The 22,137-nt window shown below is 65.5% G+C and carries 21 protein-coding genes; 12 read left to right on the top strand and 9 right to left on the bottom strand.

Annotated elements, in window-relative coordinates; all coding sequences use genetic code 11:
- The first annotated feature begins 34 nt into the window (after positions 1 to 34).
- Genes HV765_RS18925 through HV765_RS18915 form a run of 3 tightly spaced genes read left to right on the top strand, consistent with a single transcriptional unit; the run spans position 35 to position 4,115 of the window.
- Entirely contained in the window at positions 35 to 712 is a 678-nt protein-coding gene (locus HV765_RS18925; RefSeq protein ID WP_254600633.1) for a fimbrial biogenesis chaperone, read from the top strand.
- A gap of 41 nt (positions 713 to 753) precedes the next feature.
- On the top strand, positions 754 to 3,102 hold the full coding sequence (locus HV765_RS18920; protein ID WP_254600631.1) for a fimbria/pilus outer membrane usher protein: 2,349 nt from the start codon (positions 754 to 756) through the stop codon (positions 3,100 to 3,102).
- Positions 3,103 to 3,122: 20 nt separating this feature from the next.
- Positions 3,123 to 4,115: a Csu type fimbrial protein gene (locus HV765_RS18915; RefSeq protein ID WP_175170609.1), complete on the top strand. Its 993-nt coding sequence runs from the start codon at positions 3,123 to 3,125 to the stop codon at positions 4,113 to 4,115.
- Positions 4,116 to 4,127: 12 nt separating this feature from the next.
- Here the strand turns inward: HV765_RS18915 and HV765_RS18910 are convergent, their stop codons facing one another.
- Both HV765_RS18910 and HV765_RS18905 read right to left on the bottom strand, forming a co-directional pair.
- Positions 4,128 to 6,230 (bottom strand): site-specific recombinase, encoded by a 2,103-nt coding sequence (locus HV765_RS18910; RefSeq protein ID WP_175170608.1) that lies wholly within the window; start codon positions 6,228 to 6,230, stop codon positions 4,128 to 4,130.
- A gap of 16 nt (positions 6,231 to 6,246) precedes the next feature.
- Entirely contained in the window at positions 6,247 to 7,938 is a 1,692-nt protein-coding gene (locus HV765_RS18905; protein WP_175170607.1) for an MFS transporter, read from the bottom strand.
- A gap of 657 nt (positions 7,939 to 8,595) precedes the next feature.
- On the opposite strand from HV765_RS18905, the gene HV765_RS18900 reads away from it, so the two are divergent.
- Positions 8,596 to 9,027, top strand: a complete 432-nt coding sequence (locus tag HV765_RS18900) for a ribosomal maturation YjgA family protein (RefSeq protein ID WP_054421397.1) — start codon at positions 8,596 to 8,598, stop codon at positions 9,025 to 9,027.
- Positions 9,028 to 9,075: 48 nt separating this feature from the next.
- On the opposite strand, the gene HV765_RS18895 is transcribed toward HV765_RS18900, so the two are convergent.
- Positions 9,076 to 9,288 carry a hypothetical protein gene (locus tag HV765_RS18895; protein ID WP_175170606.1) on the bottom strand — a complete coding sequence of 71 codons (213 nt, stop codon included), beginning with the start codon at positions 9,286 to 9,288 and terminating at the stop codon, positions 9,076 to 9,078.
- Positions 9,289 to 9,524: 236 nt separating this feature from the next.
- Here HV765_RS18895 and HV765_RS18890 point away from each other — a divergent pair, with 236 nt between their 5' ends.
- The 4 genes from HV765_RS18890 (at position 9,525) to HV765_RS18875 (ending at position 11,312) form a co-directional block, all read left to right on the top strand.
- On the top strand, positions 9,525 to 10,256 hold the full coding sequence (locus tag HV765_RS18890; RefSeq protein ID WP_175170605.1) for an iron-containing redox enzyme family protein: 732 nt from the start codon (positions 9,525 to 9,527) through the stop codon (positions 10,254 to 10,256).
- Between the two features lie 77 nt (positions 10,257 to 10,333).
- Entirely contained in the window at positions 10,334 to 10,633 is a 300-nt protein-coding gene (locus tag HV765_RS18885) for a 2Fe-2S iron-sulfur cluster-binding protein (protein ID WP_054421154.1), read from the top strand.
- Positions 10,634 to 10,638: 5 nt separating this feature from the next.
- Entirely contained in the window at positions 10,639 to 10,965 is a 327-nt protein-coding gene (locus HV765_RS18880; protein ID WP_175170604.1) for a ferredoxin, read from the top strand.
- A complete protein-coding gene (locus tag HV765_RS18875) occupies positions 10,962 to 11,312 on the top strand; it encodes a 2Fe-2S iron-sulfur cluster-binding protein (RefSeq protein ID WP_175170603.1) in 351 nt (116 codons plus the stop codon). The genes HV765_RS18880 and HV765_RS18875 overlap by 4 nt, the downstream gene beginning before the upstream one ends.
- A gap of 144 nt (positions 11,313 to 11,456) precedes the next feature.
- Here the strand turns inward: HV765_RS18875 and HV765_RS18870 are convergent, their stop codons facing one another.
- The gene (locus HV765_RS18870) at positions 11,457 to 12,170 is read right to left on the bottom strand and encodes a GntR family transcriptional regulator (protein ID WP_175170602.1); all 714 of its coding nucleotides are present in this window, start codon (positions 12,168 to 12,170) and stop codon (positions 11,457 to 11,459) included.
- Between the two features lie 81 nt (positions 12,171 to 12,251).
- Entirely contained in the window at positions 12,252 to 12,995 is a 744-nt protein-coding gene (locus tag HV765_RS18865; protein ID WP_054421156.1) for a sulfite exporter TauE/SafE family protein, read from the bottom strand.
- A gap of 228 nt (positions 12,996 to 13,223) precedes the next feature.
- On the opposite strand from HV765_RS18865, the gene HV765_RS18860 reads away from it, so the two are divergent.
- The 4 genes from HV765_RS18860 to HV765_RS18845 all read left to right on the top strand — a co-directional run bounded on the left by HV765_RS18860 (position 13,224) and on the right by HV765_RS18845 (position 17,934).
- The gene (locus tag HV765_RS18860) at positions 13,224 to 14,756 is read left to right on the top strand and encodes a hypothetical protein (RefSeq protein ID WP_054421157.1); all 1,533 of its coding nucleotides are present in this window, start codon (positions 13,224 to 13,226) and stop codon (positions 14,754 to 14,756) included.
- 205 nt (positions 14,757 to 14,961) lie between these two features.
- A complete protein-coding gene (locus HV765_RS18855; RefSeq protein WP_054421400.1) occupies positions 14,962 to 16,395 on the top strand; it encodes an aldehyde dehydrogenase family protein in 1,434 nt (477 codons plus the stop codon).
- A 26-nt stretch (positions 16,396 to 16,421) separates the two neighbouring features.
- On the top strand, positions 16,422 to 16,901 hold the full coding sequence (locus HV765_RS18850) for a GlcG/HbpS family heme-binding protein (RefSeq protein ID WP_054421158.1): 480 nt from the start codon (positions 16,422 to 16,424) through the stop codon (positions 16,899 to 16,901).
- 22 nt (positions 16,902 to 16,923) lie between these two features.
- A complete protein-coding gene (locus HV765_RS18845; protein ID WP_175170601.1) occupies positions 16,924 to 17,934 on the top strand; it encodes a 2Fe-2S iron-sulfur cluster-binding protein in 1,011 nt (336 codons plus the stop codon).
- 70 nt (positions 17,935 to 18,004) lie between these two features.
- On the opposite strand, the gene HV765_RS18840 is transcribed toward HV765_RS18845, so the two are convergent.
- From HV765_RS18840 to HV765_RS18825, 4 genes are all read right to left on the bottom strand, one after another.
- Entirely contained in the window at positions 18,005 to 18,442 is a 438-nt protein-coding gene (locus HV765_RS18840; RefSeq protein WP_054421160.1) for a universal stress protein, read from the bottom strand.
- Positions 18,443 to 18,561: 119 nt separating this feature from the next.
- Positions 18,562 to 20,268: an ABC transporter ATP-binding protein gene (locus HV765_RS18835; RefSeq protein WP_054421161.1), complete on the bottom strand. Its 1,707-nt coding sequence runs from the start codon at positions 20,266 to 20,268 to the stop codon at positions 18,562 to 18,564.
- An 18-nt stretch (positions 20,269 to 20,286) separates the two neighbouring features.
- Positions 20,287 to 21,156, bottom strand: a complete 870-nt coding sequence (locus HV765_RS18830; protein ID WP_175170600.1) for an ABC transporter permease — start codon at positions 21,154 to 21,156, stop codon at positions 20,287 to 20,289.
- Positions 21,153 to 22,124 (bottom strand): ABC transporter permease, encoded by a 972-nt coding sequence (locus HV765_RS18825; RefSeq protein ID WP_175170599.1) that lies wholly within the window; start codon positions 22,122 to 22,124, stop codon positions 21,153 to 21,155. Before HV765_RS18825 ends, HV765_RS18830 begins: the two co-directional genes overlap by 4 nt.
- Positions 22,125 to 22,137 lie beyond the last annotated feature (13 nt).

The raw sequence follows: 22,137 nt of genomic DNA, 5'->3' as shown, positions 1-22,137 counted from the left end.
GCAGAGGCTGTGTCGGGCGGTATTGGCGTTGTGCATGGCGGGCTGGTCGGGGCTTCTATCCGCAGCGGCGTTGCAGATATCGCCGGTGCTGGTGGATATCGCGCCGCAGCAGGCGGCAAGCGGCATCATGCTGCGCAATCCCGGCACGACACCCGTCTATGGACAGGTTCGGATCTACCGCTGGGAGCAGGCCAATGGCGACGATGTTCTGACGCCCACCGAAGAAGTGCAGGCCAGCCCCCCCATCATTCAGGTGCCGCCCGGCGGCGAGCAATTGGTGCGGCTCGTGCGCGCATCCAAGGAACTCGCGCCGCTGGAACGCGGCTACCGGCTGGTTATCGACGAAATCCCCGACCCGGCCACGCCCGGTATCAATGGCGTGGTTTTGCGCCTGCGGTATTCCGTGCCCGTGTTCGTGGCCGGCGCTACGCCCCGGCCTGAGCCCGAGCTGGCCTGGAACGCCACGCGCGCGGGCGGCGACTGGGTGCTGCGGCTGGCTAACACCGGCACGCGATACGCGCAGGTGGCGGCGTTGCAGGTGCTCAACAGCGCAGGCAAACCGGTGGCGGGTATTGAAGGATTGGTGGGATACGCCTTGGCGCAGCGCGAACGCGAATGGCGCATCCCCGCAAAACAAAACGCATCGGGACCGGTGCGGATCAAAGCCCTGATCAACGGTGACGTCGTCACCGTAACGCCTCGCGTTGATTGATCGCGCGCCGGCACGCCCGGCACCAACGAGGAAGGCAGCACATGGCAGTACGCGCTCCCCGTGTTCGCGGGCGACGCGCCTGGTGCCTTGCCCTCTGTTTGCTGGGGGCGCCGGCCCTGGCGGCGGAATCGCCCGATCTATTGTCGTTCGGCAATATCGCCGAGCGGGATGTCTTTCTGGAGGTCAGCATCAACGGGGTCAACACTTCGCAACTGCTGCGCTTTCGCGATGCGCAAGGCCGCTTGTCCGCCAGCGGCGATGCGCTGCGTTCGGTGGGCGTGGATGTGTCCAAGCTGGGCCTGCCCGACACGCGTGAGGTCGCGCTGGACCGGGTGGCGGGCTTGCGCTATTCCTACAACGCGGCGGCGCAGACGGTGGACATCGTGCTGCCCGACAACTTGCGCACGCCTTATCAGGTGGGGCGCAACCTGGCGGCTACGCCGCTTGCCACCGCGGGCCGCGGGCTGGTGCTGAACTACGACGCGTATACGCAAACGGACGCCATGTACAAGCTGTCGCTGTTTACCGAGCAGCGCTACTTTGATTCCAATGGTGTGTTCAGCAACACCGGCACGGCCTACTTCGGCGGCGAGGGGGATCGAGGCGACCGCTACGTGCGCTATGACACCTACTGGACGCGCTCTAATCAGGAAACCCTGCGCACGCTGCGGCTGGGCGACACGATTTCTTCGTCGTTGAACTGGTCGCGGTCGGTGCGCATGGCGGGCGTGCAGTGGGGCCGGAATTTTGCGCTGCGCCCCGACTTGGTTACCTTCCCGGTGTCATCGTTAAGCGCTTCGTCGGTGGTGCCGTCATCGGTGGCGCTCTACATCAACGGCGTGCAGCAGTATTCGGGCAATGTGCCGCCCGGGCCGTTCGTGGTGAACCAGATTCCCGGCATCACGGGCGCGGGCCAGGCCACGCTGATTACGCGCGATGCGCTGGGCCGCACGGTCAGCACGTCGGTGCCGTTGTATATCGATACCCGCATGCTGGCCGGGGGACTGTCCAGCTATTCGCTTGAAGCCGGATTCGTGCGGCGCCAGTTCAGCATTCGTTCGTTCGATTACGACAACCAGCCGGTGGCGACGGCGTCCGGGCGCTATGGGTACAGCGATGACCTGACGCTGGAAGCGCACGGCGAAGCCAGCGCGGGCCTGTACAACGTGGGCGCGGGTGCCATGGTCAAGCTGGGCCAGGCGGGCGTGCTGAGCGGCTCGCTGTCGGGCAGCGCGGGCCAGTATGACGGCGGCCAGATCAGCCTGGGGTATCAGTACATCCGCCCGGAATTCAGTATCGATTCCCAAGTGACGCGCGTGGTGGGCGACTACGGCGACCTGGGCTCGCGCGAAGATGCGCCGGTGCCGACGCAAACAGAGCGGGTGACGGTGTCGCTGCCGCTGACCACCTCGCAAAGCGTGGCCGTGAGCTACATCGGCTACCGCATGCCGCAACTGCCCACCGCCAAGCTGGGCTCGGCGTCGTACATGGTCAATCTGCACAGCCGTGTCGTCATGACGCTGAGCGCCTATAACGATTTCACGCAGTCCAACACGCGTGGCGTGTACTTGGGGTTGACGATGATGCTGGGCGAACGTTCCCAGTTGAACGCGTCGGTGGGCCGGCAAGGCGGCGACTCGACCTACAGCGTGGGGGCGCAAAGCAGTGTGGCTTACGAGGGCGGCTGGGGCTGGGGCGTGCAGAACGGGCGCGTGGGCGGCATGGGCTACAACCAGGGCCAGGCCCAGTATCTGGGGCGCTACGGCCAGGTGGCCGGCATCGTGCAGGACTACGGCGGCCGCACGCAGGGCGCGTTGCAGGCGTCGGGTTCATTGGTGTTGATGGACGGAACGGTGCTGCCCACGCGCCGCATCAACGACAGCTTTGCGCTGGTGTCGACCGATGGCGAGCCGGATGTTGCCGTGCTGCACGAAAACCGCAAGCTGGGCAGAACCAACCGCAGCGGCTACCTGTTGGTGCCCGACTTGAATTCCTATCAGACCAACCGCATCGCCATCGACCCCGAGGACTTGCCGGTGGACGTGAAGCTCGACACCACCAAGACCGTCGTCGTGCCGCAAGGCGGCTCTGGCGTGCTGGCGAAATTCCAGATCGAGAAATACGCGGCGGCCTCGGTCATTCTGAAATTGCCGGACGGCGCGTTCGTGCCGGTGGGCGCCGAAGTGGCGCACGTGGAAAGCGGCAAGCGTTCGGCGCTGGGATACGAAGGCCTGACGTTCGTTGAAGACCTGGTGGCGCGCAACCACTTGCGCGTCAAAGGCGCGGGCGTGTCGTGCACCGTGGAGTTCGACTACGAACATGATCCGAAACGGCCGCTGCCTACCTTGGGGCCGTTTGTCTGCGAACCGTTGGCGCGGGGGCGGCAATGACGGCGGCCTTGGGGGTGGCAATGAGGGCGGCGCGGGGCCGATACGCGCCGTGGCTGCTGGCGGCGCTGTGCATGGGCTCGGCCGCAACAGCAGAGGCAAGCTCCTGCGCATTGGGCGCGGGCACCACCGGCACAATGGATTTCGGCACGATCAACCCGTTGCTGTCAGCGGATACGGTGAACTCGGGCGGGCAAATCGTTGTGACGTGCGACTTCACCGCCCTGTCGTTGGCGGCGCGGCTCTGCTTCAACCTGGGGCTGGGCAACACCAGCACGTCGAACAACCCCCGCACCTTGGGCGCGGGTGTGAACCGCATGAACTACAACCTGTACACGGATGCCGCGACCAGCCAGGTATGGGGCACGGCGCTGACGACCGCACCCACGTCGGTGACGCTGATCGGCCCGTTGCTGGGCGGCACGGCGTCCACCACGTTCAGGTTCTACGGCAAGGTGCCGGGCAACCAGCCGCTGGTCAAGACCGTGAACAATGCCGACACGCGCTATTCCGAAACGTACTCGACGACCGCAACAGTGGATGTGTCGATCGGCCTGTTGAGCGGCCTGACGAATTGCCCGCTGACCTCGCCCACGCGCATCTCCATTCCCCTGACCGTGACCGCGCTGGTGCAGAAGAACTGCACGATCAACGCCACCAACATGGCGTTTCCGCCCAAGGGGGTGCTGAGCTCTGCCACCACCGCCACCAGCCAGATCACCGTGAAGTGCACCAACAACAACGCGTACTCGGTGGCGTTGGATGGCGGCTCCGTCGCCAACAACGTGCTGGCGCGCAAGATGAAGCACGCGACGCAGGCGGACACGGTCAGCTATCAGCTCTACCAGGACGCGGCTTACGCCACGATCTGGGGCAACGCCAGCGGCGGCGCGCCGCGGGCGGGAACCGGCACGGGGTCCAATCAAACGTACACGGTGTATGGCCGCGTGCCGGCGCAAGCGACGCCCCGGCCGGGGGACTACAAGGACGTCGTCACCGCCACAATCACGTTCTAAGCCACACCACGTTCAAGACTGCTCGGGCGCGGGCCGGGGTTTGACGGGCCAGAACAGCGTGGCGGGCCGCTGCCAGATGCGCTGGCGCACACCGGCCGACAGCGAATCGCGATCGCCCCGGCGCAGGTTGCGCGAGCGCAGCGCCACGTTGAACGCCAGCGCGAAACTTACGCCCACGTTCAACAGCCCCGTCATGGCGGTGCCTGCCACGGCCATCCAGAACGTTTGCGTACGCACGACGTCCCAGCCCAAGGTGCCGATGGCGGTGCCGATCTGCCCCGCGCTGAGCGTCACGTGGCGCACTTCCACGTGCGGGCCAAAGAAGCTCACGATGGCGGGGCCCAGGCCCAGCATCAGCCCCAGAGACACATTGCCCGCGATGCCCGACACGTTGCGTTGCCAGAATCCCGCCCAGCGCACGGCGCCGCGCTCGCCAAACAGATGCCGCACGCGGCGGTTGTATGCCATCACGTCGTGCACCCGGTGCAACGCAAACCAGTTGTCGGCCCATCCGGCGATCAGGCTGGACAGCCACAGCAGCACGCCGGTGGCCGCGGCGTAGATGGGGGTGGCGCCCCAGATGGAAAACGAGGCCAGCGTTTCTTGCGCCTTCTCCGCGCTGATCAAGGGATGGTCCAGCGCGTTCACGGCCACCCATTGCACGGCCCACGCCAGCGGAAACACTACGGCCAGGTTGCCCAGGATGGCGGCCGCGTTGGACCGGATCATGGCGAGCGTGTCGTCCAGAAAGGCGTCGCGCCCTTCCGGCGTGTAGGCATCATCCAGCCGGTGAGCCAGCGCCGGCCCGGTCATGGCGGGTTGCTTTGTGGCCAGCGTGTAGTGGGCGAAGTGGATCACCAGGAAGCCGCCCGCGTAGTTCAGCGACGCAAGCAGCCCTTCGATGAACTTGTCCAGATGCAGCGAGACGATGAAGAATTTCAGGTAGACGGTGAACACCATGATGAAGCCGCCGCCCAGCGACGCTTTCAGCATCGTCAGGTACTCGGTGGCGTCGCGCGCGATGTAGTGCTCGCCGGTTTCGGCGGTGCGCTCCATCACGCGGCGCGCCAGCTGCGCAAACGAGGACGCGGCCAGATGGCGGATGCTGCTGCGCGCTTGGGTTGAGCGGATCAGCTCGGCGGTCAGGTGCACATATTTGTGGCGCTGCGTGGGGTCTACCCACACGCTCAGCAGCAGTTCGATGCGGTCCAGACGCAGTTTCATGCGTTCGATCTGGAACACGACTTCGACGGATACGCCGTTTTCTTCCAGCTCGTCGTAGACGCCTTGCGAGGCTGCGCGGCAGCCATCAAGCAAGGCGCGGAACATGTTCAGGCGGCGGCCGAACACGTCGCGGGGGGTGTCGGCGGTGCTGTCGCACAGTTCAGCCGCGGCGGCGGCCAGCGCAAAGAAAGGCGTGTCCTGCACGCGGCCGGGCAGGCGCGAGCGGATGTCTTGGCTCAGACCCGTGGCGCGCACCTGGCTGACCAGCACCTGGATGCTGCTGGTTAGTGCTTGCGTGAGCCGCGGGGTGGGCGGTTCGGGCGCGATGGGGTCGGGCCGCGCCACGCCGTCGCTGATGCGAAACAGTGCGCGCATGCGGGCGAGCGTGTCGTCGTCCAGCGTCTCGATCCATTGCGCGTCGCCGGCGCGGCGGAAGATCAGCGAGAACAGGCCGAACATGTCGCTGCGGTTGGGCGGCGGCGGCAACAGGCGCGCCTGCGCGCGTTCCCAGAATTCGCCCCAGAAGCCAGGGTGTGAAGCCACACCGGTGTCGCAGAGCAACGAGGTGGGATCGTTGTCGGCCACTAGCGAGCGCAGCGTGGCGGCGACGGGCGCGGCGCGCTCGGGATTGTTTTCCAGCACTTGCAGCACGTAGCGCAGGCGCGCGTGCTGGGGGTGGCGGATGGGGGCGTCGGGGGTGGCGCTGGTGGTGGCGTCGGTGGCGGGTGTGCGTGCCGGCCGCCCCGGGCGGTCGAGCCAGCGGCACAGGTCCACCATCCACAGGTTGCGTTCGGCTAAGGGGGCGTCGGGGTTGGCGTTCGCCAGGATGACATCCAGCTGAGGCCCGCCGTGCCGCGCGGCCCGCCATGTGCGCCAAAGAGAGGTAAGCATCGACGGGCCTCGCGGGTCATAGGGATTCGGGGTCTCGGCGCAGTGAGAAGCCTTGCGCTTCGTTCATGGCCAGATAACTGACATTGCGCGATACCACGGGCGGTTTGTCGCCGCTGTGCAGCGCGCGGACTTCGTCCAGCACCATCTTGTCGGCCAGCGTCAGGCGGTCGAGCATGCGCAGGTATTGCATCCAGCTTTCCACGAGGAAGACTTCGCGCCAGACGCCCTCGCGTTCCAGGTCGCGGAACAGCTGCCATTGCTGCGCGCCGTTGCGCAGGCGCAGTAATCGCAGCGGATGCGCGGCGCTGAGCAGCGCCGGCAGTTTGTCGCGTTCGATCAGGTATTCCACGGCGACCAGCACGGAGCCATGTTGCGTGTTGAAGCCGGCGGCAGCCAGCGCCGGTTCGGTGCTGTCGACCCGGGCGAGCGATTGGGTGTCGACGTGTTCGGGCAGGCGGGAGCGGTACAGCAGGGCAACGGTAATGCCCAGCATGATGCCGGCGGTGACCAGCGCGCCGGATACGCCCATGGTGCCGGCGAAGTGGCCCCACATGAATGAGCCCGCGGCCAGGCCGCCGAAGATGGCGGTCTGGTAGAGCGCCAGCGCGCGGGCCTTGACCCAGTCGGGCACGAGCATCTGGACGGTGGTGTTGTAGGTGGCCAGCACGCCGATCCAGCAGCTGCCTGACACCAGCAGCGCGGGAAAGGCGACCCACAGGCTGCCGGTCAGGCCCAGCGCCAGCAAGCACACGGCCAGCAGCCCGGCGGCGACGGTGACAAGTCCGCCCGAGCCCCATGCTGCCTGCACGCGGCGCACGAAGGCGCTGCCCAGGATGGCGCCCAGGCCAAGCGCGCCCAGCATGTAGCCGTAGAGCAAGGCGCTGCCGTCTTCCTGGTCGTGCGCCAGTAGCGGCAGCAGTGCCCACAGGGCGCTGGCCGACAGGCCGAAGGCGAACGAGCGCAGCATGACGACGCGCGTGACGGTGGAGTGCTGGGTGTAGCGCAGGGCGGCGACGACGCCTTCGAACAGGCCTTCGGGCGGCAGGCGGCGTTCAGGCAGGTCTCGCTTCCATCGCCAGATGGCCCAGATCAGGCCGCCGTAGCAGAAGCAGTTCAGCAGGAAGACCCAGGGGGCGCCCATGGCGCCCAGCAGCAGGCCGCCAATGGCGGGGCCGACGGCGCGCGCAACGTTGTAGTTGACGCTGTTGAGCAGGACGGCGCTGCCGACGTGGGCGCGCGGCACCTGTTCGCCGACGGCGGCTTGCCAGGCGGGGGTGACGATGGCGCTGCCGATGGCGATGCAGAAGACGGAGGCGATGAGGGTGATGGGGTGCAGGAGGCCGGCGAACGCCAGGATGGTGATGAAGACGCCGCCGGACAGTTCCAGCAGCATGCCGGTCAGCATGACTTTGCGGCGGTCGTAGTTGTCGGCGAGCACGCCGGTCAGGATGGATAGCGCGACCAGCGGGAAGGCGGCGGCGACCTGGATCATGGCGACCATCAGGGGGCTGCTCTGTTCGGTGGTGATGATCCAGGCGGCGGCGACGGATTGCGCCCAGGTGCCTAGATTGGCGAACAGGTTCGCGATCCAGATGATGCGGAAGGCGGGGAAGGATAAGGGGGAGAGGGTGCTGACGGTCAGGGGTTCTGCCGGGGCGGCAGGGGGGGCGGCGGGAAGGTCCGCGGAGGGGGAGACGGGTTGGAGCATTGGCTCGTCTGTCTTTTTTTGGGGGGGATTTTTTACGGCGGGGTGAGGGGTATGGTACGCCTTGGTTTGCGGTTTTGGGTGGGGGGTTGGGGTTGTTGTTGTGGTCGCGGGTTGGGTTCTTGATCCGCCTGGGGCGTGGGGGGCAGGGGGTGCGCGGGTCAACGATTGCGGTCCGGAGCCTTCGCTCCGGACTGCCCCGTTGTCATCTTCGTTGTTGCCTGCGGCAACTGCCTTCAGATTCCCTCGGGCGCATCGACTCCCCGCGCACCCCCTGCCCCCCACGCCCCAGGCTGCGTTGCTGGAAACTTTGCGGGCTCTGGGGCGGGGGGTGTGCTTGGCGTTTTTGGGCAGGACTCGCTGGGTGGGGAAGAGTTTGCGGGGACGCCAAAGTCGGCCGCGCGGGCGGCCTTTTTTGGCTTATGAGGGTGCCTTGCGCTGGGTGTTCGCTGCGCGTTTTGGGGGGATTGTTTGTGGGGGCTGTGGATAAGGGTGTGGGTAAGGCGGTGGATTTTGGGTGGATAGGCGGTGGATAAGGTGGGATAACTTTTGGTGACGCAATTGGTGGGGGGTGTTGCCGGGTTTTCCCTTGATTTCTAGTACGCTGCGCGGTGGCCCGGCGCTTGCCGGGCTGGACTCTGTTTGGATGCACTGTTTGCCATGACCCTGACGTTCAATGGGCGCGCGTTTGCCGCCCTGCTTGCCGTGACCGCGCTGCTGGCGCTGATTGCCCTGTATGGCGCGCCCTATCCGTTCTTGCGTGGGTTTTTGGGGGATGTGATCGCCGTGGGGTGGGCGTATCTGGTGTATCGCACCTTTATCCGGGCGCGCGTGATGACGCTGGCGGTGGCGGCGTTGCTGACGGGGTATGCGGTGGAGTTTGGCCAGTATCTGGCGCGCGTGTACGGGTGGCAGCTGGAGCAGCCGGTGTTGCGCGTGGTGTTGGGCAGCGTGCCCGACTGGTGGGACGTGCTGGCTTACACGGTGGGGTTTGTGGTGGTGTTGATGCTGACGCTGGGTAAAGAGCGGCGGCAGCAGAAAGCTGAATTGCTGAATGCCCGGATGCGGGCCAGCTTGCGCGCCCGCCGTTAGGCGGGGGGCGATGTAGCCGGGGCGCTCGCCCCGGCTGATTCCGATTGATCACGCTTGGCAGATCGGTTCGTCGTCGTTGCGACGGACTGCGGGGGCGGCTGCGCGCAGCGGTTGCAGGCGGGCGGCGCGGAACGGGGCGAAGAGTTCGGCCCAGGACGACGGGAACAGGGGCGTCGCGTGGCGCACCGCGTCGCGGCGGGCGTAGTGGCTCAACAGTTGCTGGCCGATCGGGGCGTCTCCCAGAGGATGGCGGGTAGTCATGGTATTTCCGTATTGCATTGATAATGTATTCATTGTACTCGGCGAGGCCCTGCTCGTAAACCCTGCCCCGCGTCTGGCTGCTACGCGGCAAGTCATTGATATGCAACGGTCTGACCCTGTTTAGATTGTGCGTCTTCGGGATTGCCCTAGCAGTTTGAAACGGTAGACGGTATACAATGTTCTTCATGGCCGGGCTGAGCCAGCCTGGAATCTCTCCCACTGGACTGGAGCGTGTCATGGCAGAACTGATGAACCGAGATGAATTCCGCACCGCGTTGGAAAACGCGATCAAGGGCAAGAGCGCGAATGCGTCGCCCTTTTCCATTGCCTGGGCGGAAGGCAAGCTGAGCCGCGAGCATTTGCAGCGCTGGGCGGAAAACCACTATCACTACGTCGGCCCCTTCGCGGACTACCTGGGCTATCTGTACGCCCGCACGCCCGACACCTATACCGAGGCCAAGGACTTCCTGCTGGCCAATATGTATGAAGAGGAAATCGGCGGCGACCGCCATACCGATCTGTTGATCCGCTTTGCCGAAGCCTGCGGCACCACCCGCGAACGGGTGACGAATCCGGACAACATGTCGCCCACTACGCGCGCCCTGCAAAGCTGGTGTTACGCCGTGGCCATGCGCGAGGACCCCATCGTGGCGGTGGCGGGTTTGGTGGTGGGGCTGGAATCGCAGGTGCCGTCGATCTACCGCAAGCAGACGCCGACGCTGCGCGAGAAGTACGGCTTCACGGATGAAGAGGTGGAGTTCTTTGATCTGCACATCGTGTCGGACGAGATCCACGGCGAACGCGGCTATCAGATTGTGCTGGAGCATGCCAATACGGTGGAGCTTCAGCAGCGCTGCCTGAAGATCTGCGAAATCGGCGCGCAGATGCGGCTGCTGTACACCACGGCGCTTTACACGGATTACGTGCAACGCGACATCAAGCTGCCCGAGCTGGGCCTGGCCGCCTGATTGCCTGGCTGGCTGATACCCGCCGGTTGCACGGTGTATGCCGGGCAGCCGGCCCGCAGTTCCTGGACGACAGACTCATGCCTACCGTTGTATTTCATAAAGGCGGCCAGACCTACACCGACGAGGTGAAGGACAACACCAATCTGGTGGTGCGGGCCGGCATCAAGCAATTTCCGTATCCGCATCTGCGCTACGAATGCGGCATGGGCAAGTGCGCGAAGTGCGCGTGCCGCGTGCTGGCGGGGGCGGAGCATCTGCCGCCGGTGAACTGGAAAGAAAAGAAGCAGCTGGGTGATCGTATCGATCAAGGCTATCGGCTGGCGTGCCAGTTGTGGCTGAGCAGCGATGTGGAATTGCTTCAGGACGTGGAGGCATGACGGCCATGGATTCCGCATACGTGATTTTGACGACCAAGCCCGGCGTGTTCCGCACCGAAGTCGGCGACGAGGTGGACATCATCGAGACCTATGACTACGTGTTCTACGGGCGCGCGCTGGCGGTCTTTCGCATTGCGCACCTGCATGGCGATACCCGGCTGATCGTCACCGAAGAGACGCCGCCTTACGTGGTGAACCGCGTGCCGTCCAAGTTCCTGGAGAAGTTCTCGTCGGTGGAGGCGGCCCGCAAGGAGCTCGCGCATCTGACGCGCTTTGGCAGTATGGAATCGACCTTGACGCTGCGGCCCGCCGCCGCTGTCGCGGAGCATTGAGCATCATGGTTCAGATCACATTTATTTCGAACGGCGGCAAAGTCGCGACGGCGCCCGAGAACAGCAATCTGCTGCGCGTCTCGTTGAAAGAGAAAGGCGGCATCCCGTTCAAATGCGGGGGCGGCCTGTGCGGCACGTGCAAGTGCCGCATTGAAGAAGGGCTGGAACACACCGACGCCATCAAACCCAAAGAGCGCAAGCACTTGCGGCCCGAGGACTTCGAGGCCGGCTACCGCATGGCGTGTCAGACCTTCGTGAACGGCGACGTGAAGGTGTCGTGGGTGGTGCAGAACGGCAAGGGCGTGGTGGTGGACGCGGCGTCCGATCCGGTCGAAGCGGCGACTTGAAACGACGCGGCGTGATTAGACGCGCGACGACAAGACGAAAATGAAAAGACGCCAGATGACACGACGCAGATGACAAGACGCAAATGAAACGACCCAAATGAAAAGACGGGGGCCTTGCGGCCCCCTCTTCTCTTTGCGCCTTTTTTAGTCCGCCGACCCGTGTTGCTGCGCGTCGGTATACGCCTTGGCGGCGTTGTGTACATGCTGGCTGGCCAGCAGCGCGGCCAGGTCGCCATTGCCGGCGATGACGGCGTTCAGAATCTGCGAGTGCTCGTCCCAGTTCGCCTTGGCGCGATGCATGTTGCTGGGGGCGAACAGCAGCGCCGTGCGGTCACGCAGCGAACGCATCAGATCGGTCAGCACCACGTTGCCGCCAATCGTGGCCAGCATTTCGTGGAACTGCGAATTCAGCGCCAGGAACTTGTCCAGCTGTTCGCTGCGGGCGGCTTCCGTGCCTTCGCGCAGGAACGCTTGCAGGCGTTCAACGGTTTTGGCGTCGCGCCGCTGCGCCGCGAGTTTCGCGTTCAGGCCTTCCAGGGTGGCGCGCACTTCGACCATGTCGTAGGCAATGGCGTCGGACAGCACCGATACCGATGCGCCGCGGCGCGGCTCGATGGTGACGAGCCCTTCAGCGGCCAGCGCGCGCAGCGCCTCGCGCACGGGAATGCGCGACACGCCCATCTCTTCGGATAAGCGGCCTTCCACCAGGCGGTCACCGGGGGTGAATTCGCCGCTAAGAATGCGTTCGCGCAGCTTGTCGCGAATGACGGCGAACAACTGGGGGTGCTGCTCGCCGATCTTCAGCGGTGCGGAAGACTGCGTCTCTACGGCTTGGGTGCTGACAGGCGAAGTGGTCATGGCGAGCATGGTTGGATTAATGGATACATTCTCCATTGTATTACCGGGTGTAGCCGAATGCAGGTTCGGAAGCGACGCAAATCAAGCACCCCAGAACGCTTTGGCCAACACGCCTATCGCGCCCAGCGCGCAAGCCGCGAGCAAAACGCTGCGCACGGCATGCGGTGGCAACAGGGTGCGCAACCGGTTGGAGACCGCAAAACCGGCCAGCAGAAAGGGCGCAAGGCTCAGCGCCAGCCCTGCGTGGTAACCCGTATAGCGATCAGCCAGCGCCAGCATCGCCAGCGAGAAAATCGACCCCAGGAACAACACCACGCCCAAGGTGGCGCGCAGCTGCGGGGGCGCGGTGTGTTGAAGCACGATGGCGATGGGCGGCGCGCCTACAGAGGTCATCGTGCCCATGATGCCCGAGGCCACTCCCGCGCCCGACACGCGGCCCGGCGTGGCCGTAAAGCGCAAGCCCGCCACGCTTAAGCCCACTGCGGCCAGGATCATGCAGGCGAACAGCACGCCCAGCGTTTGCGGGGCGAAGCGCGCCATGGCGTAGATGGCGATCAGCGTGCCGACCGCGCGGCCGGCCAGCGCATAGGACACGGCGGACCAGTCGATGAAGGCGCGTTCGCGCAGCGCGGTCAATAACGAGATGAAGCCGCCAAGCGTCAACAACGGGCCGGGCGCCAGCTGCGGAAAGAACATCGCCGCCACAGGCGCGGCAAACATCGCAAAGCCGATGCCGCCCACGCCTTGCGCCACGGCGGCGCCGAACACCACCACCGCCATGGCGGCGTAGTGCCAGGCATCCGGGAACGTCAGGGTGGATAGCATCTAGGGCTATGTTCCTTTTTGTATACGATAGTCAAATAGGCCTAAGTGGCTGATACCCGAATGCGTCGTAGAGCCTAGGGTAATCCCTTGATTTTCGGCGCTTATTCATGGGTTTTTCAGAATTATCGGTTTCCCTAGGCGCTGCATATTTCGGTTGGTATGGCTTACAACGAAATATAGTATACCGATTGTGGCGACCTAACAGCCACGTCACAAGGGGAATCGCGCATGCAAGCGGACGTCGTGCTCAACGCTGCTCACTGGATGTATCTGATCAGCGTGGCCGCCATCATCCTGACGATGATTTTGCGGGCCAACGTGGTTGTGCCATCGGTAATCGGCACGTTTCTGGTGGTGCTTGCCATCACCGGCAATCCGATCAGCGCGCTGATCGGCATCTTCTCGGCCAGCTTCGTGGCCGCCAAAGAGCTTTTCAATATCTTCCTGGTCATTACCTTCATGACCGCCCTGCTCAACGCCTTGAAGACCTTGCAGGCGGATGTGCGCATGGTGCAGCCGTTCCGGCGGGTAATGCGCGGCGGCCACTCGTCGTTCGTGATCATCGCGCTCTGTACCTATGTGATTTCGCTGTTCTTCTGGCCCACGCCCGCCGTGCCGCTGGTGTCCGCGATTTTGCTGCCCGCCGCCATCGCGGCCGGGCTGCCCCCGCTGGCCGGCGCCATGGCGATTGCCATTGCCGGCCAGGGCATGGCGCTGTCGTCCGACTATGTGATCGGGGTGGCGCCTAGCATCAGCGCCAAGGCGGCGGGCGCGGCGGTCAGTGCGGCCGTGGTGGCCGACCGCGCGCTGGTGCTGTCGCTGATCACCGGCGCGGTGGCGCTGGTGACGGCCTACCTGCTGATCCGCAAGCACATCGTGCCCGCCAACGCCGCGCTGCTGGACGCCTGGCAGGCCCGCGCGCAAGACGGCAGCCTGGCGCGCATTGAGCAATCGGGTTCCTTTGACAAGGCCGAGCTGGCGCGCGGCACCATGGGCGCTGATCCGGCATTGCCTACCGGCCCCGCCATCAGCGACGAAGAGCGCCGCCGTGTGCGCTGGTCGAAGACCTTCGCGGTGGTGACGCCGCTAGCGTTCCTGGCGGTGATTGCGGTGATGGTATTGCCCCGCATGTTTCCGTCGCTGCCCGCCTTGCGCGGCGGCGATGCGGCGGCGCTGGTGGGCGGCGTGGCCTTCGTGGTGATGATGTTCGTGACGCTAGCCGCCGAAGGCCCGCGCAAGATGCTGGACGTCTGCCCCGAACACGTCACGGACGGCTTCGTCTTCGCTTTCAAGGCGATGGGGTCGGTGCTGCCGATTGCGGGCTTCTTCTTCGTGGGCGCCAATGAAACTGCCGCGCAGATCCTGGGCGTGCCGCAGGCGCAAGCCCCCGGCCTGCTGTTCGAAGTCATCTCGGCCGGCCAGCACCTGATCCCCGAGAACCACTTCCTGGTGGCCTTTGGCGTGCTGCTGGTGGGCATGATCACCGGCATCGACGGCTCGGGTTTCGCCGGCCTGCCGCTCACCGGCACGCTGTCTGGCGCGCTGGGTCCGGTGGTGGGCGTGGACCCGGCCACGCTGGCGGCGGTGGGCCAGATGGGCGCGGTGTGGACGGGCGGCGGCACGCTGATCGCGTGGTCGTCACTGATTGCGGTGGCGGGGTTTGCGCGGGTGAACGTGCTGTCACTCGTGCGGGCGTTACTGCTGCCAGTGTTGTTGGCGCTGTTCGTTTCGACGATTTGCGCCGTGCTGATCTGGAGTTGACCCGGACCGGAACGCAAACAGGGCCCTGCGGGGCCCTTTTTCTTATCTCTGGCGGTGACCCCTGACCCATCAGCCAGGGTTTCCACGGATCGTCGCCCACTGATTAAAGTATACAATGTTCATAAGCTATCTCAGACGACCAATCCGGCCACTCCGTATCAATAAAGGAAGCGCACCCGTGGACGATCTTTCGCAGCAGGCCTTCATGAATCACATCGGCGGCGCCTGGGTGCCCAGCGCCACCGGCCGCACGGCCCCGAATATCAATCCGGCGGACACGTCCGACGTGGTGGGCTTGTTCCCCCTGTCCGACGCCGAAGATGCCGGCCGCGCGGTGGCCGCCGCCGACGCCGCGTTCGCCGCCTGGCGCGACATGCCCATCTCCAAGCGCGCCGCCATCCTCTTTCGCGCGGCCCAATATCTGGAAGACCACGCCGACGCCTTCGCCCGCGAGCTGACCCGGGAAGAGGGCAAAAGCCTGAACCTGGCCAAGGACGAAGTGATGCGCTCGGCGCAGACGATCCGTTTCTATGCGGTGGAAGGGCAGTCTTTCACCGGTGAAACCTTCGTCAACGATGATCCCGACATGGTCGTCTACAGCCAGCGCGAGCCGCTGGGCGTGGTCACCGTGATCTCGCCGTGGAACTTCCCCATTTCGATTCCCGCCCGCAAGATCGCGCCCGCGCTGATCGCCGGCAACACCGTCGTGTTCAAGCCGTCGTCGGATGCGCCGTTGTCCGGCTACCGGCTGACCGAGGCCTTCGTGCAGGCGGGCTTGCCCGCGGGCGTGCTGAACCTGGTGATCGGCCCGGCGTCGGCGGTTGGCCCGGCCATCACCAGCGCGCGCGCCGTGCGCGCGATTTCGTTTACCGGCTCGACCGCCGCAGGCGAACAGATCCACCGCAGCGCGGGCCTGACTACCCGCACGCAGATGGAGCTGGGCGGCAAGAACCCGCTGATCGTGCTGGCCGACGCCGATCTTGACCGGGCGGTAGACCTGGCGGTCAAGGGCGGATTCTCGTTGAGCGGGCAGGCCTGCACCGGCACCAGCCGCGTCCTGGTCGACGCCCGCGTGCGCCAGGCGTTCACCGACAAGCTCGTCGCGCGCGTCAAGACGCTGACCATCGGCAACGGGCTGGACGGCAATTTCGACCTGGGTCCGCTGGCCACGCGCAAGCAGCTGGACAACGTGCTGAGCTACATCGCCATCGGCAAGCAGGAAGCCACGCACCTGTGCGGCGGCGACGTGCTCACCGGCCCCGGTTTTGAACGCGGCTATTACGTGACGCCCGCGCTGTTCACCGACGTGACGCAGCAGATGCGCATCGCGCGCGAAGAAATCTTCGGCCCGGTGATCGCACTGATCGAAGTCGACGGCTATGACGACGCCATCGCCAAAGCCAACGACACCGAATACGGCTTGTCGGCCGCCATCGCCACCACCGACGCGCGCTACGCGCACCGCTTCGCCCGCGACATTCAGGCGGGCACGGTGAAGATCAACCGCACCACCACCGGCAACCTGATCAACGCGCCGTTTGGCGGATTGAAGCATTCCAGCACCTCCACGTTCCGCGAATCGGGACGCGTCGGCCTGGAGTTCTACACGCAGATCAAAACCATCTACCGCGCCGGCTGAACCCGCGCAAACAAAGAGGCTACGAAATGAAGCAGATCTATCGCCTGGAACTGGAAGAAGCCCGCCTGATGGTGCGCGCGGCTATCGCCAAGTCGGAAGCTATCGGCGTCCTGGAATCCATTTGCATCGTGGATGACGGCGGCTATCCCATCGCGTTGGAACGCATGGACGGCGCGCGCATCACCGGCCCGCAGATCGCGTGGAACAAGGCGTTTACCGCAGCGGGGCACAAGCGTTCGACGCACCTGTTCAACACGCCGCCCAACGGCCCCGCGCTGCCCGGCAACGAAGCCTTCGGCATCCAATGGAGTTTCGACGGCAAGTTCGCGGTGTTCGTCGGCGGCTTTCCGATCGTGGTGAATGACGAGGTGATCGGCGGCGTGGGCTTGAGCGGCGGCAACGGCGAACAGGACACGCAAGCCGGCCTGGCCGCCTTGGCGGCATTGGCCGAACTGCTGGAGCCGCGCGGCATGAAAGTGCTGGTGCAGGCCGACATCAAAAAATAACGACGAAACGAGCGAGGCCGCGATGGCATACCGCGTGCATATCCTGGAAACGGACGAGGCGTTCGTTGTGGAGTCGGACGAATCCGTGCTGGACGCCGCCGTGCGCGCGGCGGTGAAGCTGCCGCACGAATGCACGTTCGGCGGCTGCGGCACCTGCCGCATCAAGCTGGAATCCGGCGCCGTGCGCTACGACGAATTCCCCATGGCGCTGACGCCCGAGGAAGCCGCTGACGGCTACGCGCTGGCCTGCCAGGCCCGCCCGGAAAGTGATTTGTGCATCAGCGTGGCCAGCAGCCGGCAGCAGTTTCCCGAGCCGCGCCAACTGCCGGCCACCGTGCACCGCATTGAGGCGTACACGGACGACATCATTCATCTGACGTTGGCGCTGCCCGATGACGCGCTGGACTACGTGCCGGGCCAGTACATGAATGTGCTGCTGCCCGATGGCGAAACGCGCAGTTTTTCGATGGCGTCGGCGCCTGCCAGCGGGTTGCTGGATTTCCATGTGCGCCGCATTCCCGGCGGCCGGTATACCGACCACTGGCTGGGGCAGGCGCAGGCTGGCGCAACGTTGAATATCGAAGCGCCGCTGGGCGTGTTCAGCTATCACGAGGAAGACTGGCGTCCGCTCATCATGATGGCCACGGGCACCGGCATTGCGCCGATCAAGGCCATTCTGGAATCCTTGCTGGACAAGGAAGACTGCCCGCCGGTCAGCCTGTATTGGGGCATGCGCACCGAAGCCGACTTGTATCTGCAAGACGAGATCGCAAGCTGGGCAGGGCGCTTGTACGAATTCACCTACGTGCCGGTGCTGTCGCGTGCAAGCGCCAGCTGGGAAGGCCGGCGCGGCCATGTGCAGGACGCGGTGTTGCAAGACCACGCCGACTTGTCCGAGCACGCCTTCTACCTGTGCGGGGCGCCCGCGATGATCCTGGACGCCAAACACCAGCTGGCCGCGCGCGGGGCCAGCCTGGACCATCTGTACGCCGACAGCTTCACCTTCCAACACGCGCTGGCGCCTGTCGCCTGACGCGGCCCGGCGTGGCGTGGCGGCGTCCGGCTCGGACGCCGCTAGCATCGCCACCTTTGCCTGCGCTGCGCTACCGGAACACCAGCACCGGTAGCCGCGTCTTGTTCAGCACGCGCTGCGTTTCACTGCCCAACAGAAAGCCGGTCATGCCGTGCCGCCCGTGCGAGCCCATGATGATCAGGTCGCAGCCTTCGCTTTTCGCAGTCTCGACGATGGCCTCGTGCGGGTGATCGTTGACCATGACAACGGTGCTGCAAGGCACCAACGCATGGCGGGCTTCCATCTCCAGGCCTTCCAGATAGCTCTGCGCGTTTTTCCGCGCCTGGTCAGTATGGTGCGCTTGGGTCGTGCCCAGCATCTCGGCCTGATAGACCAGCAGATGGTCCTCCGGTATGGCGCGGATAACGGTGATGGTCGCGCCCATTTCCTTGGCGAAAACGAGCGCGCGCTTGAAAGCCGATTCGGACAGCAGGGAGCCATCCACGGCGATGAGCAAGTGCCGATACATGTCGCTTCTCCTTTAGAAAAAGGAATGTCGAGCAACGAAGGTCGAGCAACGGCGAAATCAGTATAGGCTCGCCGTTATCGGCAATCCAGTCCCGCATAAGGACGAGGCAGCTCTCGCTTTCAGGCGCGGCGGCGCAACGCGTCGTCGCGGGTCGCCAGGCCCTGGGGCAGTGCGTCGATCAGGCTGCGCGTGTAGGGGTGGCGGGGGTGGCGCCATAGGGTGGCGTTGGGGCCTTCTTCCACGATCCGGCCCGCATTCATCACCAGCACCCGGTCCGCCAGATAGTGCACCACCGACAGATCGTGCGAAATGAACAGGTACGACAAGCGGAACTCGGCCTTCAGGTCCACCAGCAGATTCAGAATCTGTGCCTGCACGGACACGTCCAGCGCGGACACTGGCTCGTCGCAGATGACAACGGCCGGCCGCAGCACCAGCGCCCGGGCGATGCCGATGCGCTGTCGTTGCCCGCCCGAGAACTCGCTGGGATAGCGCGCCAGCGCCGCCCGTGGCAAGCCCACGGCATCCAGGATGTGGTCGATGCGCCGCCGCCGCTCATGCCGGTCCGACACACGGTGGATGCGCAGCGCCGCTTCCAGAATGTCGTTCACCGTATGCCGGGGGTTCAGCGACGCATACGGGTCCTGGAAAATCATTTGCACGCTCTGGCGGTAAGCGGCCAGGCGGCGGCGGTCCAGTTGCGCGGTGTCTTCGCCACGCAGCAGGATGCGGCCGGACGCCGGTGTCAGCAGGCGCACCAGCGTGCGCGACAAGGTGGATTTTCCGCAGCCGGATTCGCCGACCAGCCCCAGGGTTTCCCCGGGCGCCAGCTGAAAAGACACGCCGTCCACCGCCGTCGCCGCGCCTTCGCGCGTGGCGTATTGCACGCTTAGGTTTTCCACTTGCAGCAAGGGCGGCGTGCCGGGCGGCGCGGGGTCATTGGCCGCGGCGGCCACGCGCGGGGGCGTGACCAGGCCAAACACCGGCCGCCCAGACTCCGGGTCCAGGCGGGTGCGGATTTCCGGCAGGCGGCGCGTGCGGTAGTGGGTGGCGTCGTCCAGCTGTAACGAGGCGCCCAGCAAACCTTGTGTGTACGGATGGCGCGGCTGGCTCAGCAGTGTTGCCGCCGGACCTTCTTCGACCTTCTCGCCGCCCACCATCACGGCCACACGGTCCGCCCATTCCCCGACCACGGCCAGATCGTGGGTGATCAGCAGCAGCCCCATGCCAAGCTCGGCGCGCAGGTCGTCCAGCAATTGCAGAATCTGCGCCTGCACGGTCACATCCAGCGCCGTGGTGGGCTCATCCGCCACCAGCAGTGCAGGCTGGCAGGCGATGGCGGCGGCGATCATGGCGCGCTGGCGTTGGCCACCCGACAGCCGATGCGGATAGTCGTCCACGCGGCGCTGCGGTTCCGGCACGCGCACCAGGTCCAGCAATTCGATGGCGCGCGCGCGGGCCGCGCGAGCGCTGGCGCCGCGGTGCAGGCGCAGTGCCTCGCCAATCTGCTCGCCCAGCGTCAGCACCGGGTTCAGGCTTGTCATCGGCTCCTGGAAAATCATGGCGATGCGGTCGCCGCGCAAGGCGCAGCGCTGGCGTTCGGTCAGCGCCAACAGGTCCTGTCCGTTAAACGCGATACGGCCAGCGACGCGCGCATGGCGCGGCAGCAAGCCCAGCAAGGCGAGCGCGGTGGTGGATTTGCCGCAGCCGGATTCGCCTACGAGCGCCAGCGTTTCGCCAGCATGGATGTGCAGGTCCAGCCCGCGTACGGCCTGATGCCCGGGAAAGGACACGTTCAAGCCTTGGATGTCGATCAGCGTGGTCATGATGGTTCGCAGGGCGGGCTAGCGCGCGGCGGCGGGCGCAACGGCCCGATGGCGGCGCAGTTTGGGATTGAGCGCGTCGTTCACCGCATCGCTCAGCAGGTTCAGCGCCAGCACGGTGGCCATGATGGTCAACCCCGGCAGCGCCGTCATGTACCAGGCGGTGCGCAACGCCTCGCGTCCGGCGCCAACCATGCTGCCCCAGCTGACCACATTGGGGTCGCCCAGGCCCAGGAACGCCAGGCCGGCTTCTGACAGGATGGCGTGTGCGACCAGCACGGCGGTGGTCACGATGATGGGCGGCAACGCGTTGGGCAGAATTTCAAGAAAGATGATGCGCGCATGGCCCGCGCCCAAGGTCTGCGCCGCCCGCACGAACTCGCGTTCACGCAGCGCGATGAATTCGCCGCGCGTCAGGCGCGCGATGCCCGTCCACGACGTCACGCCCAGCGCGAAGATGATGGTGGATAACGACGGCCCCAGAATTGCCACCAGCACAATCGCCAGCAGGAAGGACGGCACCGTCTGGAACAGTTCGGTGATGCGCATCAGCACCGCATCGACGCGCGGCCCCGCATAGCCGGCAAAGGCGCCCACCATCAGCCCGATGAAAAGCGCGATGGCGGCGGACGCGCCGCCCACCAGCAGCGACACGCGCGCACCGTGAAACAGGCCGGCCAGGATGTCGCGGCCCATCAGGTCGGTGCCGGCCGGAAACTCCACGTCTTCGCCGGGCCAGGTAAAGGGCGCGCCGACCATTTCAAGCGGGTCACCCGGGAACAGCCACGACGCCGTTGCGGCAGCGCCCAGCACGATCAACAGGATGCCCGCGCCCACGGCAGCGGAAGGGGCGCGCAAGAGGCGCAGCACGGCCAGCAGATTCTGCTTCATGTCTTTCTTACCCGAGGGTCCAGCAAGCCGTAGGTGGCATCCACGGCAATGTTCATCAAGGCGACCAGCGCCGCGCTCATCAGCAGGATGCCCAGCAACAGATTGACGTCGCGGCTGGCGATGGCTTCGAACGACAGCTGGCCCAGGCCCGGCCACGCGAACACGGTTTCGACCACGATGCTGCCGCCCAGCAACGCGCTGCTTTGCAAGCCCAGCATGGTGATGACGGGCAGGATGGCGTTCTTCAACGCATGCCGCCAGATCACCCGCGCTTCGCCGTTGCCGCGCGCGCGGGCGGTGCGGATGTAGTCCTCTTGCAGCGTTTCAATCATGGAGGCGCGCGACAGCCGCGCGTAGATGGCCACGTAGTAGATCGCAACCGTTGTCACCGGCAGCGCCACGTGCCGCGCGTAGTCCAGCCACTTTTCCCAGCCGGTGTAGGCCGCGCCCACATCGCGGATGCCGCCCACGGGCAGCCAGTTCAGGTGCACGCCAAAGCCTACGATAAGCATCAGCGCCGTCCAGAACATCGGCGCGGAATACCCCGCCGTGGCCAGGGCCGACAGCAGGGTGTCCAGCACGCCGTGGGGGCGCCGGGCGGCCAGTACGCCCAACAGCACGCCCAGCGCTACCGACAACGCCAGGCCGGTCCCAATCAGCGCCAGCGTTGCGGGCAAACGGCCGGCGATCAGATCGGCCACCGGCTCGCCATAGCGAAACGAATAGCCCAGGTCCAGTGACGCCAGGCTCTTCAGGTAATAGCCCAGTTGCGCCCACACGCTTTGGTCCAGCCCATATGCCACGCGCAACTGCGCCACGTGTTCCGGCGTAATGCCGCTGTTTTCAGAGGCGATGACGTCCACCAGATCCCCCGGCACCAGCTTGAGCAGGAAGAAATTGGCGACGGCGGTGGCTCCTACGACAAAAAGAATCTGAAGCAGGTAACGCAAGGGGCGGGGCAGGCGCATGGTGAGGTTCCCG

Origin of the sequence: Achromobacter kerstersii (assembly GCF_902859595.1) — a bacterium.
Lineage (GTDB): Bacteria > Pseudomonadota > Gammaproteobacteria > Burkholderiales > Burkholderiaceae_B > Achromobacter > Achromobacter kerstersii.
This window is presented reverse-complemented; position numbering and strand designations above follow the sequence as displayed.